Annotated in this window: 13 protein-coding genes and 1 pseudogene; 3 read left to right on the forward strand and 11 right to left on the reverse strand. The window is 60.4% G+C overall.

The features are described from left to right. The 11 genes from tssI to tssB all read right to left on the reverse strand — a co-directional run. Positions 1–962, reverse strand: a 962-nt coding sequence (tssI, locus tag BMZ46_RS17825; RefSeq protein ID WP_139217034.1) for a type VI secretion system tip protein TssI/VgrG, incomplete at its 3' end; no start/stop codon positions are given. A gap of 27 nt (positions 963–989) precedes the next feature. Further along, positions 990–1,247, reverse strand: coding sequence for a PAAR domain-containing protein (locus BMZ46_RS17830; RefSeq protein ID WP_074690629.1), 258 nt, complete (start codon positions 1,245–1,247; stop codon positions 990–992). A 67-nt stretch (positions 1,248–1,314) separates the two neighbouring features. Continuing rightward, the gene (locus BMZ46_RS17835; protein WP_039768332.1) at positions 1,315–1,827 is read right to left on the reverse strand and encodes an Hcp family type VI secretion system effector; all 513 of its coding nucleotides are present in this window, start codon (positions 1,825–1,827) and stop codon (positions 1,315–1,317) included. A gap of 106 nt (positions 1,828–1,933) precedes the next feature. After that, the gene (gene icmH, locus BMZ46_RS17840; protein WP_039768936.1) at positions 1,934–2,623 is read right to left on the reverse strand and encodes a type IVB secretion system protein IcmH/DotU; all 690 of its coding nucleotides are present in this window, start codon (positions 2,621–2,623) and stop codon (positions 1,934–1,936) included. 109 nt (positions 2,624–2,732) lie between these two features. Then, entirely contained in the window at positions 2,733–4,079 is a 1,347-nt protein-coding gene (gene tssK, locus BMZ46_RS17845) for a type VI secretion system baseplate subunit TssK (protein WP_074690627.1), read from the reverse strand. 37 nt (positions 4,080–4,116) lie between these two features. Next, positions 4,117–5,466 carry a type VI secretion system lipoprotein TssJ gene (gene tssJ / locus BMZ46_RS17850; protein WP_074690626.1) on the reverse strand — a complete coding sequence of 450 codons (1,350 nt, stop codon included), beginning with the start codon at positions 5,464–5,466 and terminating at the stop codon, positions 4,117–4,119. Next, on the reverse strand, positions 5,463–6,482 hold the full coding sequence (gene tssG / locus BMZ46_RS17855) for a type VI secretion system baseplate subunit TssG (RefSeq protein WP_074690625.1): 1,020 nt from the start codon (positions 6,480–6,482) through the stop codon (positions 5,463–5,465). The genes tssJ and tssG overlap by 4 nt, the downstream gene beginning before the upstream one ends. Then, positions 6,446–8,212: a type VI secretion system baseplate subunit TssF gene (tssF, locus tag BMZ46_RS17860; protein WP_074690624.1), complete on the reverse strand. Its 1,767-nt coding sequence runs from the start codon at positions 8,210–8,212 to the stop codon at positions 6,446–6,448. The genes tssG and tssF overlap by 37 nt, the downstream gene beginning before the upstream one ends. 7 nt (positions 8,213–8,219) lie before the next feature. Then, positions 8,220–8,633 (reverse strand): type VI secretion system baseplate subunit TssE, encoded by a 414-nt coding sequence (gene tssE / locus BMZ46_RS17865; protein ID WP_074690623.1) that lies wholly within the window; start codon positions 8,631–8,633, stop codon positions 8,220–8,222. Then, positions 8,634–10,106, reverse strand: coding sequence for a type VI secretion system contractile sheath large subunit (gene tssC, locus BMZ46_RS17870; protein ID WP_074690622.1), 1,473 nt, complete (start codon positions 10,104–10,106; stop codon positions 8,634–8,636). Between the two features lie 37 nt (positions 10,107–10,143). After that, a complete protein-coding gene (tssB, locus tag BMZ46_RS17875; protein ID WP_074690621.1) occupies positions 10,144–10,647 on the reverse strand; it encodes a type VI secretion system contractile sheath small subunit in 504 nt (167 codons plus the stop codon). A gap of 460 nt (positions 10,648–11,107) precedes the next feature. Here tssB and BMZ46_RS17880 point away from each other — a divergent pair, with 460 nt between their 5' ends. The 3 genes and pseudogenes from BMZ46_RS17880 to tssM all read left to right on the forward strand — a co-directional run. Beyond that, positions 11,108–11,641: a type VI secretion system-associated protein TagO gene (locus tag BMZ46_RS17880; protein WP_235375881.1), complete on the forward strand. Its 534-nt coding sequence runs from the start codon at positions 11,108–11,110 to the stop codon at positions 11,639–11,641. Further along, the gene (gene tssA, locus BMZ46_RS17885) at positions 11,629–13,065 is read left to right on the forward strand and encodes a type VI secretion system protein TssA (RefSeq protein WP_074690619.1); all 1,437 of its coding nucleotides are present in this window, start codon (positions 11,629–11,631) and stop codon (positions 13,063–13,065) included. The genes BMZ46_RS17880 and tssA overlap by 13 nt, the downstream gene beginning before the upstream one ends. Before the next feature lie 9 nt (positions 13,066–13,074). Continuing rightward, a pseudogene (gene tssM / locus BMZ46_RS17890) lies at positions 13,075–16,348 on the forward strand (type VI secretion system membrane subunit TssM); the annotation flags it as partial.

Here is a 16,348-nt window from a genome sequence, read left to right on the forward strand (position 1 = left end):
CGCCAGCGATCGTTGAAATCGTCGCGGGGATGCTCGTTGAGGTCGAAGGCCAATCCCGGTTGCAGGCGAGCATCGTCGCCTTCCACATGGGCCAGTTTGGCGTCATTGCGCAGGGCGGCCAGCCGGGTTTTGGTAAAGGGTTTGCCAGCGATGTCGCGCTTGTAGCGGCCGGGATAGTCGTAGCGTTCGTAGTCCTTGTGCTGGTTGTTCAGATCCTGATCGCCCGTCGCGGTGTGCTGCTGGTTGTAGCGCGGGTGGGTGAAGGTGTAGTCGCGCTGCACCTGCACGGCGGTGCGCACTTGCTCGGTGTAGTGGAAGCGATTCAACGCCGGTTCCGAGGCGTCTCCCCCGGCCATCGGCTGGTAGATCACCGGACAATCGGTGTGGGTGCCGATGGTGCCGAGGCCGCCGACGCGGTCGGTGAGGACCAGGGTGTGGCCGTCGGCGCGGTGTTCGAAGGTGTAAAGCAGGCCTTCTTCGGCAGCGAGGCGGGCGATGAAGTCGAGGTCGGTTTCACCGGCCTGTACGCAGTATTCGCGGGGTTGGTGCTCGAAACAGATTTCGCTGCGGATGTCGGTCAGTTTTTGTTCGGTAAGGACGCGGGTGATGATGTCGGGCACGGTCTGGCCCTGGAAGATGCGCCAGTTGGAACGCAGGTCGAAACGCTTCAGGGTCGGCTCGACCACGGCGGTATAGCGGGTGCGGCGAAAGCCGGTGTCGCCCTGGGTGAACAGGCTGACCAGGCCGTGGACGTAACGCACAGGTGTTTCGCCACGCCAGATCGTGAATAGCCCCGCCAGGTCGAGCACCCGATTGAAGTCGATGGCGGCGTTATGGCTGGCCAGTTCCAGTTCAAGCTTGAAGGGTTGGGACAGACCTTCTTGAAGGGTGAACGAGACCACTTCGAAGGGATCGCCCTTCAAGGGCTCAAAGGTGAAACGCAGGTCGCTTTGGCGGGGCATGGGGCCTCCCTGTCGAGTGTGTGAATGTCAGTCGATCAACCAACTGCTATCACCGTTTTCCAGTTCGCCATCGTGGTCGGTGGTGTCGCCGACACGGGCTACAGGTTGTCCGTTGATGGTCATGGAGGGCGCGCCGCTGGTAATCACGGCACCGCAACCGAGGTTGTCACCGACGCGGGCGACGGCGCGGCCGTTGACTTTGAAAGTCGGCGATCCACTGTCCACGGTGGTAGAGCCACACAAGGGGCAATCATGGTCGTGTCCGACCAGAACGACGGCAGGCATAGAGCCTCCTTAGCATCGAGTCAGTGAGCATTCCGCCGTCTTCACGGCGGAACGTGCCCGTTGGCGGTTAAGCCGGTTTACGCCAGTCATCCGACGCTTCGGTACCGGCCACCACATGGCTCCAGCTGACTTTGCGATAAGCCAGGCTGGTCTTGATCAGTTGGGTGTAGTTGGCGTTGCCGCTGTCCTGGGCGTGGGGCAGCACGGTGTCGATCTCGACGACGGTGGCGTCTTCCAGTTTGGTGGTGAAGAAGTGCTCCTGTTTGCCGTCCCCAGAGGTGCGGAACCACTTGACCTCGACGGTCGGCAGCATTTCGCCGGTGGCCAGCGCCTGGTAGAGCATGGGCGAGGCTTTGCTCAGGGCGCTGGTGAAGATCAGCGGCTTGTGCACGCGCTGGCCGGCGGGCTGACCGCTTTGCGGGTCGGTAGGCGTGGTGATCTGATGATCGATTGCCTGGGCGAGGATTTCATCCTCGTGGCCTTCGACATAAACGTTGCCCACCGAATCAGCGGTGAACGCGCCCTTGGTGATATGGCCCTGGTTTTGGCCGTGGATGCTGATGTAAGCGGGTGTTGGCATGACAAGCTCCTTGTCGCGATCAAATGAACGACCCATGAGGTCGTGGGTTTTGGCCAAAAAAGGCCATGGCTTTGCAGGCACTCGGGATGAGCACGCTGAAAATCGGTTACAGGTTGAGGATCCGCTCCAGAGAGGCGAGCACTTCCTGAGTGATGCTGTTCAGGCGCATGGAGTAGATCGTGTAGGCGCAGATCAGTACGACAGCGGCCAGCGCCCACGGCGTCCACAGCGGCCAGGCGCGTTTGATCCGGTAGTTGCGCGGGGCGACGTTTTTCAGCGGATCGGTCAGGCGTTTGGGTGTCTCGCCGCGCAATGGGCGCAACAGGCCGTGCAACTGGTCGATGATCTTCTGTATTTCGTCATCGCCCTTGCTATGGACGCCGTATTTGCCCTTGAGGCCGGAGATCAGGCACTGGTACATGAACTCCAGAACATGCTGATACCGGGCCGCCTCGGGGATCATGTTGTTCATGACGGTGAAGAACCGCTCACCACCTCGGGTTTCCCCATGGAATTGGCTGAGCAGTGAGCGTTCACTCCAACTGGAGAGCTTGCCCCAGGAGGTGGCCATGACTACCTCGTCCAGCAACAGGCACAGGCTGTAGGAGTAGGCCTTGAGCATGCCGGCGTCGTAGTCGAGCTGGCTGACTTCTTCCATGATCGTGGTGATCTGGTTACTGACGCTTTTGTACAGCGCGGTCACATCATCGTGGTGGTCCAGACGGCGCAGGCGGATGACCAGGCCGATCAGGGGCGTGGCGGCATCGCAGAGCGGGTTCCAGGCCAGGCCTCGCATGTCGAACTCTGGATCAGCCAAATGGGTTGAGTTGCTAACCGTGATCGTTTCGCCATCAAAGTTGATGGCGCCGGAGACTTCCTCGTGAAGCCATGCATCTGGTGTTGGCTTAGTCATCTTTCTCACTCCTGATCGCCCAGAACTGCAATTCCAGCTCCGGGAATTCACCGGCAATGTGGAAACCAAACCCGCTGCCGCTGCTCAGGCCTTGCCACGCAGGGTGATGACGGTCGAGTTCGAAGTAGCTGAAGCCGGCATGGAACGGCAGGTGCCGTGGCGCCACCGGCAACGGCAGCAGCGGAATGCCCGGCAGTTGCAGGCTGACCAGCTGTTCCAAACCTTCGGTAGAGCTGATCTTGATCTGCTTGGGCAGTTGCTGACGCAGCGTCTCCGCGGGCAGTTCGGCCCGCACGGCGAGGATGAATTCGGCGTTGTCCAGCAGGCGTTTGTCGTTCAAGGCAGCGGTGCGCACGCCGTATTGCTGCACGACAATCGGCAGCGACACCGCCCGCGGTTGCAGCACGGTGCCCAAGGCGCGGCGCAGGGTGTGCTCCAGGAGCTCGAAGGATTCGCGCAGATTGTCGTGCTGGTAGGGCGGGTATTCCTGGGGCAGATGGCCTTCGTCGGTAAAGGTCACCAGTTCGCCGCAGGCCTGGGCCAGTGCGATGTACAGCCGCTCCGGGTGAACCTGGCGTTGGCGGGCCAGGTGCTGAAACAGCGGGAACAAGCGGTTGAGGGTTTGCAGCAGGTTGAAATCGGTGACATCCGCCACGCCCGACTGCCCCGGCGAGCCGATGCGCTGGGCCAGATTCTTGGCGCGCTCGCGCATCAGTCCGGCCACTTCACCCAGGTAGCGGTGCAGCGCCGGCACGGCCTGCAAGGAGAGGCTGGTGGGGTAGAAGTGCTCGTCCATCACCAGGCTGCCATCCGGGCGCTTGTCTTTGATCCTGCCGATGGCGATGCCGGTGAAGGCGCTGCGGTCACTGCGTTCGAGCATCAGTTGAAAATTGGGCACGGCCACGTCCATGCCGACTTGATCGCCGTCATCGCTGTGAGTGTCACGGACTTCTTCGCGGCGGGCGATGTAGCGACTGTTACCGTACTGGTCGGGCCAGCGCACTTCGGGGGCGCCGCTGGAGCGCAGCGGCAGGGCCAGATAGACGATCTGGTTCACTGCGCTGCTGTCGGCGATCTCCAGAGGAGGAGGCGACGCCAGGTCGTGGGGAATATCGAAGACACTGCCGTCTGGCATGATTCCACACGCCTTGGTAAGAGAGACCTTGCCGAAACTCAGATATTCGCTGTTCAACTCCAGCTCGCTGAAGCCATAGAGAGCGTCGTTCAGGCTATGCATGCGCTGATGCACGGCAGCTTCGGCGGCGCGAGCCTGTTGCTGGAAGTGCTGGGGTTTGACGAACAAACCTTCATGCCAGATGACGGGATTGCGTGAACTCATCGGTGATTACTCGGGGCAAAAGCGGCTGAAAAGGGCGTCATCGGGTTTCTCCTTTGAGGCTGACCTGGGTGGCGTCCAACTGCACCAGCACGGCGTACTGCCGGCCTTTTGGCTCGACCCGCAGGCGCTGTTTCCACTGGCCGACTTCGTCGTTGTGGTAGTTGGCGATTACCGCGATAAACCGGGTGTCTTCATCCAGGGGGCGCAGGTCGACGAACTTGAATTGGCCGGGTTGGAGCAGATAGTCGTCGGCGCGGATGTAGGTGCTGCCCAGGGTCTTTTTCAGGTCCTCGGTCAGGGCCTGGGGACTGGCGTTGACCAACAGTGAGTCATCGGTCAGTTGCAAAACCTTGAAGGTGATCGGCGTCGCGACGTGCTGCAGCGTCGGGTCGCCCCAGGGCGTGGTCAGGCTGACACCCTGGGCGTCATATTCACCCAGCAGCGCGTCCTCGAGAGGCGACATCGGTACCTCGGGTTCGGGGTCAACAGTCAGCGGCGACTGGGCGGGCATGCTTTCGTAAAGGTGGCTGAGCAGGGTCTGCACTTTGTCGGTCAGTGCCTGCGGGCTGCTCGCCTGAACGTTGAGGGTGTAGGGCGCGCGGCTCGCATCATCATCCGGTGCGGTGCCGGTGCTGATCAGGCGTGGATTGACGTGGTCGCTGGCATGCAGGCTCAGGGAGTAGAGGCTGGGCTGATCGCCGGGGCCGCCGACCGGGATCGAAGGATCCCGGATCACTTGGCCGACTTTGTCGAGCATGGTGCACCCGCCGAGAGTCAGGCAGGCGAGCAACAAGACTCCCAGGCGCAAGTTGCTGAGTGGCGTGCCAGGGCGTTTTGGAGTCAATGGGTGAACTTCAGGCGGCTGCCTTGAGGGCGGCGCTGCTTGCAGTGCTCGCAACGGATCACCTTGCTCTGCAAAGTCCACAGATTGGCAAAGGCGCTCGAAGTCCGGGCAAGTGACAGGTCGCGGGCAGGGCAGGGGAAGACTCGGTCGTTCCTCCAGGTGCCAGGCTTGCAGGCCTTGCGACTGGCCGGTAAACAGCTCATCGAGCGAACGCTGGCCTGGAGCGTACTCACCCAGCTGCACCGCGACCCGATACGCGCCAATCTGCAGCAGGTCGCCATCGTTGAGGCTCACTGCCACATTACGGGCCAGCGGCAAATCATGACCATTGGCATAGGTGCTGCCACTGCGATCGATCACGCAGAAACGTCCTTCGACGACCCGGATTTCGCAATGGTTCGGGTGGACGCTGTTTAGGCGATCCACCAGGCACCAGTCCGCCGAGGCACTGCCGATGTTGCCACCCCGCAAACCAAACCGATGACTGGGCAGATACCCATGCAGCAATTGCGCAGGATTATTGATAACCAGGCTCAGTTTCATGCGCGCCCCCGAATCCGTACCACGGCGCGATGGCGGTGCTGATGCTCGATAAAGCTGGTCCAGCCCAAGTGGGTGCCGCTGTCGCGTTGCAGGTTGAACGGCGGTACATCCTCTTCGCGCAACCCGAGCTCCAGGTCATAGGCAGTGACGTCGCGCAGCAAAAAATCCATCAACTGACGCAGTCGCCCGAACTGCTCTCCACTGGGCAAAAACTGCCGGAAGCGCGCCTGGGTCAGGTTGGGAATCACCAGAGTGAACTTGCTGGCGCGGGTCTTGCTGCGATCACCCACTACAAAATCGCTACCCAACGTGCCATTGGCCCTGCCCAGCGCCATGCGCTGACATTGTGGAAAGCTCACCGAGCGCACCTCGAATTCACGGATGTGCACGCCGTGCAGATCAAAGCAATGCTCGACAATTCCGGACACCATCGAGGGCGAGCGACTGCGACTGGCGATCAACCCGGCAAAGCTCAACAGACGACCCCATGGCAGCGGCGTGGCGCCGCGCAGGTCGTTATCGTTCAAGCCGATCAGTGAAAACACATAGCGCGAAAAACGATCGCTGGCCTCGGCCTGAAAGCGGATGTAGTAGCGGTATTTACGCCAACTGTGGTGCAGCAGGGTCAGCAAGCGATGATTGAAAAAGTCCATGAACGCCGGGCGAATACCGCGTTCCTGGGCTTGCTCGTAGGCCAGACGATCCAGGTAATAACCGGGCAGCGGCGAGTCGGTGCCGTGCAGGCCAAAGAAGCTCGTCTGCAGGCGATAACGCACTTCTGCGCAATCCTCTTCCAGACGTGCTGCCACGACCACATCGGAAGCCGGAAATCCCAACCCCGCGTGGCTTTGCAGCCGCACACGCCGCCGCGTCGCTGCACTCAATGGCTGTGCTTCCAGGTCATCGCCATGCAAGGCGTGCAGATGCTCCAGCAGACGGTGAAACGAATAGTTCCGCGCGTCGGCCAACAGCACGTCGGCTAGATCACGGGCTGTCTGCCGGTCAACAGTGGCCATTCATAACGCTCGTTGTTGGTGGTATTGATCACTTCCAGGCGATGGAAGGAATTGATGCTTGCGTACAGGGCGAAGAAGTGCGAAAGCACGCTGGCAAACAGGTACAACTCGCCCTCGCAGAGAAAGGCGTTCTGGTCCAGTTTCAGTTGGGTCTGCAGGCCACGCACCGCCTGGCCTTTCATCAGCCAGTCGATGGGGGTGGTCACCGCCTCGTGGATGCCATTGAGGCGTTTGCGGGTGGCGCGGGCCTGTTGCAGATCGTGCAACGCAGCGAAGTCATAGGCGCGGATTACCGCCTTGAGCGGCTCGGCCGAGAGCAGCGACAGGTAGTTCAGCGACAGGTTGGAAATCAGCGTCCAGTGCAGGCTGCTGTCCAGTACTGGTCGGTAGCTGCGCGTCGGTGCGATCAGGTTGGTGTAAGTGGCAAACGATGGCGTGACTTCAGTTGATCGCGACACATCCCCCACGCCAAGCAACTGCGGCAGGTCGCGATTGGTGCAGGTCAGCTCGATGGACGCCGTTTCATGCTCGCCGATATACAGGCTCTCATCGCCACGCACGAAGGCGATGCGATGGCGCAGGCCTTCGCGGCCGTGGGACTCTTCGATATGTGTGCGGAAGTACAAGGCCGTGCGGCCGCGCGCATGTTCGATCTCATGCTGAAACGATTCGAACGGGGTAAACGTGCGCAGCGGATCGCCCTTGCGCTCCTTGTCGGCGGCGTCCCAGCCGGCGACATTGTCGACGCTGAAAATCTCGTAAGCCTCGGGCTGACTGCCGCTGGGGCGGATGCGCCGCTCCTGGCTGCGTCCGTCCAGGGAGACTGGATTGGCATCGTGGCGGAACAGGTTCACCGCCGGTGCGCAGTACAAGTGCAGGTCGCTGGTACGCAGGCGGATGTCCGGCGGCATGGGCCGGGTGAACTGAAACTCGAAGCGCAGGGTGGGGGCGCTGACATCCGGCCAGACGTGAGCCAAGTCGGTCAGGCTGAAAAAGTGGAAGCGCTGCGGGAATACAAAATATTCCTGCAGGATGCGATAGCCATCGAACACGTTGCGCGGGTAGGGCAGCAGTGCCTCTTCGGCGGTGAAACCGGGGAAGCCAATATCCTTGGCCGACAGGCGATAGCGTTGGCCATTGATGTGCAGCGTGACGCTGTCCAGGTAATGGGCAAGCCATAGGTACAAGGTCAACGCAGTGGCGCTATCGCCGCCCAGATGAAATTCCAGCTGGTTACAGGCCATGCTGGTGAGCGGTTGCTCCGTCAACACCTTGAGATCGATACGCATCACCGAGGCCTCACGACTGTGGGCATCGCTGACCTCCTGCAAGGCAAGCGGGTACAGATTGACGTCGGTGCAGGTGCGAAACTGGCAGGAGATGCCATCCACCGGTTTGGCGAACAACGGCGTGCCCTTGGGAATCACCTGGCACTGGCTGATCGCATCGGGCAAGGGTGTAAAGCGAATGATGGTCGCACTGGGCAGAGGCCGCAGGTAGTTGGGCCAGAGCATCTGCAATAGCGGATGGGTCAGCTCCGGCAAATCGTCATCGATCTTCATCCCCAGCTTGGCGGTGAGGAACGCGAAGCCCTCCAACAGCCGTTCCACGTCCGGGTCGCCGGCCTGATCGCCGAGAAACTGCGCGAGTTGCGGATTGTCTTCGGCGAACTCGCGCCCGAGTTCGCGCAGGTAGCGCAGCTCCTCGGCAAAGCGTTGTTTCAGGTCCATTGCTTCCTCATCTCACGCGGGTGTAGCCGTCGCGGCCATGCATGGCCACTTCGATCTGCACCTGTTCTTCCTTGTGGCTGACCCGCACCTGGCAATCCAGGCGAAAGTTCAGTTCCAACGGCAAGTCCGGGTCGGGTTGATAACGCACGCCCGTTACCTTGATACGTGGTTCAAATGCCTCCACCGAGCGCCGGATGTCGGTGCTGATGGCGACCACCAGATCACTGCTGGCCTGGGTGACCCCATTGAAGTCGCGCAGGCCCAGTTCAGGGCTGCTTTGCGAGCAGCCCTGGCGAGAGTTGAGCACCTGTTCCAAGTGGTGTTTTATCGCCTCGACACGCTGGCGGGCCTGTTCATCCGCGCTGCCCGGGCGGTAGCGCGGTGTGTCGGGCTCGAGACGTTCAAACAGGCTGCCGCCCACTTATTGCGTATCCAGTCGACCGACCAGCGAGATCTCGAAGTTGGCGCCCATGTACTTGAAGTGTGGTCTTACCGACAGCGACACTTGGTACCAGCCCGGATTCCCGGCCACGTCCTGAACTTCAATTTTCGCGGCACGCAAGGGGCGACGGCTGCGTACATCACTCGAAGGGTTTTCCTGGTCGGCGATGTACTGCTTGAGCCACATGTTCAGCTCGCGTTCCAGGTCCTGGCGTTCTTTCCAACTGCCGATCTGCTCGCGCTGCAGCACCTTGATGTAGTGGGCCAGGCGATTGACGATAAACAGGTACGGCAACTGGGTGCCGAGCTTGTAGTTCGTCTGGGCTTCCTGGCCTTCGCGGGTCTTGGGGAAGCTCTTGGGCTTTTGCACCGAGTTGGCGGAAAAGAACGCCGCATTGTCGCTGTCCTTACGCATGGTCAGCGGAATGAACCCGGCTTCGGCCAGTTCAAATTCCTTGCGGTCGGAAATCAGTACTTCGGTGGGGATCTTGGCCTGTAATTGGCCGAGAGATTCGTACAGATGCACGGGCAGATCATCCACCGCGCCGCCGGATTGCGGACCGATGATGTTCGGGCACCAGCGGTAGCGGGCGAAGCTGTCGGTAATCCGCGAAGCCATGAGGAACGCAGTGTTACCCCACAGGTAATTGTCGTGGTCACCGTCGACGGTTTCGTCATAGCCGAAGCTGCGAGTGGTGTTGTCGTCGGTGCTGTACGGCGTGCGCAGCAGGAAACGTGGCAGGGTCAGGGCCAGATGACGAGCATCTTCGGATTCACGCAGGCTGCGCCATTTGGTGTGGCGTGGGCCGTCGAAAATGTCGCTGATTTCCTTGAGGTCGGGCAGCCCCTGGAAACCTTCCAGATTGAACAACTCTGGGCCTGCCGCCGAGACGAACGGCGCATGGGACATGGCGCCGATGGAAGCCACGTAACTGAGCAATTTGATGTCTGACGAACCAGGGCCAAAGGTGTAGTTGCCGACGATGGCACCAACGGGCTCACCACCAAACTGGCCGTAGCCGGCGGTATAGACGTGCTTGTACAAGCCGCTGCGGGTGATGTCACCGGCGTTGTCGAAGTCGTCCAGCAGCTCTTCTTTGGTGACATGCAGCATTTCCAGCTTGATGTTCTCGCGAAAATCCGTGCGATCCACCAGCAGCTTCAGCCCACGCCACGACGACTCCAGTTGTTGGAACTGCGGCTGATGCAGAATCACGTCCATCTGCTTGCTCAGGGCATGATCAATCTCGGCGATCATCTGGTCGACCCGATGCTTGTTGACCGGCTGTTGATGATCGCCGCTTTGCAGGATCTCGCTGATGAACGCAGCCACGCCTTGGCGAGCTACCGCGTAGCCTTCCTGAGACGGGCGCATGGTGGTGTTGGCCAGCAGTTGATCAAGCAACGACGGCTGTTCGTCAGCCACCAACACTTGGGTGGCGGCGCTTTCCATAGACATCGGGAGTACTCCGTTGAGAAGGGCGTTCAAGTCAGTCGTTGGGCGCGTCGAGCACCAGGTCCAGTTCACTGGCCAGGCGTTGGCGGGCGGTTGCATCGGTCAGCAGGTTTTGCAGGTGTTTGCGAAAGGCCGGAACGTTGCCCATCGGACCTTTGAGTGCAACGAGGGCTTCGCGAAGTTCCAGCAACTTGTTCAATTCGGGAATTTGTCGGGCGACGGCGTCAGGGCCGAAGTCATGAATATTTTTAAATTGAAGCCGTACGTTCAAATCGGTGTCGCAGTCTTTGCTTAAAACGGACGGAACCGCCATGTCCAGGGCAACTTCGGCTTTGGTCAGAACTTCATTAAACGTATCTTTATCGATGCGTACAGCTTGCCGATCTTCCAGGGCAGTAAGTTCGCCGTGGCCTTTGAAGTCACCGGTGATCAGCAACTTCAGCGGCAACTCAACTTCGGCCTGTTGATCGCCCGTGGCCGGGACGTACTTGATGTTGATGCGCTCTTTGGGCGCGACAGAGCCGTGATTTTTCGACATGGGAAGAATCCTTTTCATAAGGTCGGCGTATTAGAAACAGTTGTTGCAACGTTTGTCTTGTAGGACGTTGTGGACGCGATTCGTGGGCTTTTAATGTAGGAAATAATACCTTGCGGATCGTTACTGGTTTTCCTACAACTTCCACGGATACATCTGAAGGGCGTGTCTTTTTGTTGGGACTTTTGCAAGGCACTGTTTGTTTTCTACTTGCTTATTCATTGAGTTCTGGTGAGGCTCTGTAAGTTAATTTGTTGAACTTTCAAATAAGTCATGTTGATTTTAAAGATGCTGAGAACATCGGATTCTGATTTCGACGAGACATACTCAGGAGGCGTTGATGCACGGGCAAGGATGGAAATGGGGGCTTTGTCTGACGGTCGTGGCCGTAATGGATGTGCAGGCGGCAACACAAGACTGCCCCTCAATTGTCTCGCCCTTGAAGCGCCTGGAGTGTTTTGATTTGGCCGCTGGCACGCCCATCCATCACGCGCCAGCGGCGCCACGCGCCGTTGGGCAGGTACTGCCGATTATCGACCTGGTGCAACGCAACGAAGTCAAGCGTCCACCCGAGGATCAGCGTTTTCTGCTGTCGTCGTTTCCAGAGCCGGACGATGAGCGGCAACAACGGCTGGTGATCTCCGCCCCGGCCCTGGGCGCGTTGCCACCTCGACCTCACCTGGTTATCAGTTGCGAATCGAAAATTTCCCGCCTGCAACTGGTACTGGATGAGCCAGCCAAACCCAACAAAATTCGCATCCAGCTGTTCAAGGACGACCGACCGGTTTCCGAGGCCTATCGGTGGCAAGTGCTGGACGATGCCGGGTTGGTGGTGGATGCGGGACGAGGGCTGCAGGCCATTGCCTTGTTACGCAACATGGGCGGCGGCCAGCGCCTGCGACTGGAGAGTGACTACCTGCGGCTGAACGGGCTGGTGTTCGACGCTGAAGGGCTGGGCGAACTGATAGAGCAGGAGCGCAAGGTATGTCGCTGGTGATCGACGTTCCGGCGGATACCGTCAAGCGACTGCTGACCCCCATCGACCCAGAACAACTCGCCGGCCATTTCGATGTGGAGGACGAAACCTATCAGGCCATCGATCAGGAAATGGTCAAGCTCGGCGGCCTGCGCGAAAGCGACATCGATTGGCCGTATATCGACGAAGCGTCCCGCGAATACCTGGCCACCCAGTGCAAGCACTGGCGCATCCTCGGTCATCTGCAAGTAGTGTGGCTGCGGACCCGGCAATGGGCGCGCTGGGCGGATGCGTTGGGCTTGGTGGCCGGTATGGTCGACCTGTATTGGGACAATGCCTATCCCAAGCCCGGCCCGACGGGCTATCTGAACAAGCGTAAGCAGGTGCAGCGCCTGTTGGAGAACCTGGTGCAGGTGTTGCCGTCCCTGGATCGCAGTAGCTTTACCCCGGCTTGCCAGGCGGCTGCGGAATTGGCCATGGCTACCCTGCAAAGATGCGTGGAAACCGCCAGGTTCGATCCCGCCCCGTTGGAGGCGTTGCAACGCCAGTTGAGCAAATACAGTGAGCCGGTCGTTGCCGCTGAACCGTCCCATGCAGTCACCTCCAGCGGCGTTCTGGATTCAGCATTTTTCACCAGCCCCAAGCCGCAGGCGCCAGGCAACGAGCGTGAACAGCGCCGCGCCGTGTTGAGCATGGCCGAGCAGATCAATCAACAAGATCCCTACGACCCCACCGGCTATCAATTACGGCGCTTCGGCCTGTGGTCGCATTTGCGCACCGCGCCCCCCATCACCCGCGATCGTCGAACCGAATTGACCGCCGTGCCCAAGGACATAGTCGACGGTTACCAGGACGCGCTGAACCACAATACGCTCGACCCGAACCTGCTGCCGCGTCTCGAGAAAAGCGTCTGCGCCTCACCGTACTGGTTGCGCGGCAGCTACTTGGCCGCCCAAGTCGCCTCGCGCCTGGCGATGGAAGAAGTGGCCGCTGCCATTCGCCAGACCTGCGAACGTTTCGTCTGCCGCCTGCCGGCCCTGCTGGAGTTGTGTTTCAGCGATGGCACACCGTTCGTGGACGCACAAACCCAAGCATGGATCACCGCCGCCGATGAGGCGCAAACCACCGGCAGCCCGGTGCAGGAATACGCCGGCCTGCGCGACGAACTGACCACCCAACTCAACACCGAAGGCGTCGAAGTGGTGCTGCTGCGCTTGCAGGACCTGCACGCCTCTCATGACGCCCCGCGCCAGCGCAGCTACGCCACGGTGATTGCTGCCGACCTGCTGGCATCGCGTGGCCTGTCGTGGCTGGCGGACGACCTGTACGCCAGCGTTGCGCGGTTGATGCGCGATACCACGGCGCAGGGGTGGGAGCCGGAGTTGTACCGGAAAGTGGCGCAACCCATCGACGACAGTCATTTGATTAAAGCGGTTAAGGAGTAGGAGCGATTTATGGGGATGTTCTGGGGATACGTCAAACGTTGGGGCCTGCCGGTACTGCGTCAGTTCAACCAGGCATTGCCGATACTGGTGCTGCTGGGCGTGGTGTTTTTATTGATCGCTATCTGGTGGCTGGGCCCGCAGTGGGCCTGGCGTGAACATCGGCCGCTGAGCGAGTTGGCGATGCGCGTCTCGGCCAGCGTTGTGGTGCTGGTGGTGCCGCTGCTGATCTGGGCATGGCGGGTGCGTAGTCGTTATCACCGGCTGCAGCTTGAACGCCAGCACGAGGCCGCGGTGCAGGCCGACCCGTGCCTGCCTTACATCGAGGCGCAGGAGCGAGCACTGGACCGCAGCCTGGGCAACTTGCTCAACAACATGGAACGCCGCCGTTCGCTCTATCAATTGCCATGGTATCTGGTGTTGGGCGAGGAAAATGCCGGCAAGACCAGCCTGATCACACGCTCCAATCAGAGCTTTGCCTTGTCCCATGTGACCAGGGCCGGGGTCAGGGCGCACCAGGAAGAACAACTGGCCTATCCAGTGGATTGGTGGATCGGTGACGAGGCGGTGTTGATTGACCCGCCGGGTGAATTCCTCAGTCATCCGGAGCCAGCGGCTGATAGCGTCGAGCAGCAAGGCGCGATCCAAGGCAAGGTCAAACCGGTATTGCCCGCTGGCACTCACCCACGTCTATGGCGGCACCTGATCGACTGGCTGGCGCGCAACCGCAGCCGTCGCGCATTGAACGGCGTGGTGTTGGTGATCGATGTGCAGGCCTTGTTGGCGCAACGTCCCGAACAACGCAAGGCCCACGCCAACCTGCTGCGCACCCGGCTGTTTGAGCTGACGCGGCAATTGGGTACGCGCTTGCCGGTGTACGTGACGCTGAGCAAGTTCGACCTGCTGGAAGGCTTCGAAGAGTTCTTCGCCCGGTTGTCGCATAGTGGGCGCGAAGACCTGCTGGGTTTCACCTTCAGTCTGGACGCGGTGGATGATTTCGATGCCTGGCTGACGGAACTGACCCGCCATTACCAGATCTTTGTCACCTACCTGAGTGAACAGATCTTCGACAGTGTCAAGGAGTCGCGTGGGCTGACCGAGCGCGATCGACTGCAGGGCCTGTTGCGTCAGATGGCGGGCCTGCGCCCGGCACTGTCGGGTTTCCTGAGCGAGATGCTCGGCAGTGATCGTTTCACCACCCCTGCGCTGGTGCGCGGGCTGTATTTCTCCCCGGTATTTCAGCAGGGCACCTTGACCAATGCCTTCGTCAAAGAGGCAGGGCAAGCGTATCAACTGCCGCCACCGCCCCCCGAGGTCAAGCCTGCTGGTGGCACTGCGATCTACTTTGCCCAGCAGCTTTTCCAGCGAGTGATTTACCCGGAAGCAGGTCTGGCGGGTGACAACATCAAGGTGGCCCGTAACAAGCGACGACTGCTGATCGCTGGCTTCAGCGTCGCGTCCTTGGGCGTTTTGGTGGTGATCGGAACCTGGCAGTTTTACTTCAACATCAACCGCGACAAGGCTGCGAGCGTCCTGGCCAAGAGTCAGGAGTTCAGTGAGCGGGACATCGACACCAAGGTCGACACGACCGGGCGCAATCTGCTGGTGCCGCTGGATCAGATTCGCGATGCGGTGCTGGTGTACGGTGACTATCGCGAGGCATGGCCGCTGCTGGCGGATATGGGGTTGTATCAGGGGAGGGCGATTGGTCCGACGGTGGATGAGGCCTATCTGAATCTACTGTCCAAGCGCTTTCTGCCGGCGATTGCCAGCGGTGTGCTGGATGCCATCAATGCCGCGCCCGCCGGTAGTAATCAGCAACTGGCGGCCTTGCGCGTTTACCGCATGCTTGAAGAACGGCAAAACCGCCGCCCGGCCATCGTCAAGGAGTGGGTCGCCAAACAGTGGCAGAGGGCCTATCCCGGGCAGGGCCAGTTGCAGGCCGACTTGATGAGACACTTGGGCTACGCCCTGAAATACGCCGACGCCGATTTGCCGCACTACCGTGAGCGCATTGCCCAAGTGCAACAACAGTTGCGCCAGTTGCCTATGGCTGAACGGGTCTACATGAACCTGAAACAGGATGCCCAAGAGCGTTTGCACCGCCCATTGGACCTGCGCGCCGAGGTCGGTCCGGCGTTCGACATCGTCTACAGTCCATTGAACACCGATCAAGAGGGTGGCGGCTTGATGCTGGCACCGCTGCTCACGGCCAAGGGCTTCAGGGACTACTTTGAGCCTGGCACCGAGGGCATCATCGAGCTGGCAATGATCGACCAGTGGGTGCTCGGCGAGCGGCAACGCCTGGACTATTCCGACGAAGACCGCAAAGTACTGACCCAGCGGGTCCGCGCGTTATACAGCGCCGATTATGTCGACAGCTGGCGACGTGCGCTGAATCAGTTCGCGATCACCGACTTCGACGACCTCAGTCACGGCGTGGCCGTGCTGGAGCAGGTCACTGGCCCGGCCGCCCCTCTGCGGCGTTTGCTGGAAACCTTGCGCGACAATAGCGTGATTTACCCGTCGGCGCCCTTGGTCGAAGGGCAGGCACCACTGACGTTGGACAAGGTGTCGGACGGCCAGCAACAAGCTGCGGGTATCCGGCGCGCGTTTTCCAGCCTGACGGAACTGACCACCACGCGCGGCGAGCAGCCGTCCTATTACGAAGAAACGCTACGTTCCGTCAGCGCCGTCTACGACTACGCCAAAGCCGTGCACGACAATCCCGACCCCGGCAAAGCGGCGTTGAAAACCGTGCTCAATCGTTTTTCCCTCGGCGGTGCCGATCCGATTGCCAACCTGCAACGTGTCGCCGTCGGCCTGCCTGAACCACTCAACCAGCAAATCAAAAAGCTAGCCGACCAGACCTCGCAGGTCATGGTGATTGCCGCCTTACGCGAACTGGAAAAACGCTGGGACAGTGATATCTACAGCTTCTACCGCGAACGGCTGGCGAGCCGCTACCCGTTCAAGGCCAGCGGCGAGGACGCCTCGCTGGAAGACTTCGAAGCCTTCTTCAGCCCGCAGGGGCGTCTGCAGCAGTTCCACGATCAATACCTGAACGTGTTCCTCAAGGACAACCTCGATGCTCTGTACTCCGAAAACCTTGGCGGCTACCTGGTACGCAGCGACGTGCTGGAACAGCTCAAGAAGGTCGAGCGCATCCGCGACACTTTCTTCAACCACCGCGGCCACCTGGCCGTGCAACTCACCATCGAACCCCTGGCCCTGAGCGCGACCCGTCTGAGCAGCATGCTCAGCGTCGACGGCCAACTGATCCCTT

Origin of the sequence: Pseudomonas sp. NFIX49 (genome assembly GCF_900115915.1) — a bacterium.
GTDB classification, from domain to species: domain Bacteria; phylum Pseudomonadota; class Gammaproteobacteria; order Pseudomonadales; family Pseudomonadaceae; genus Aquipseudomonas; species Aquipseudomonas pharyngis.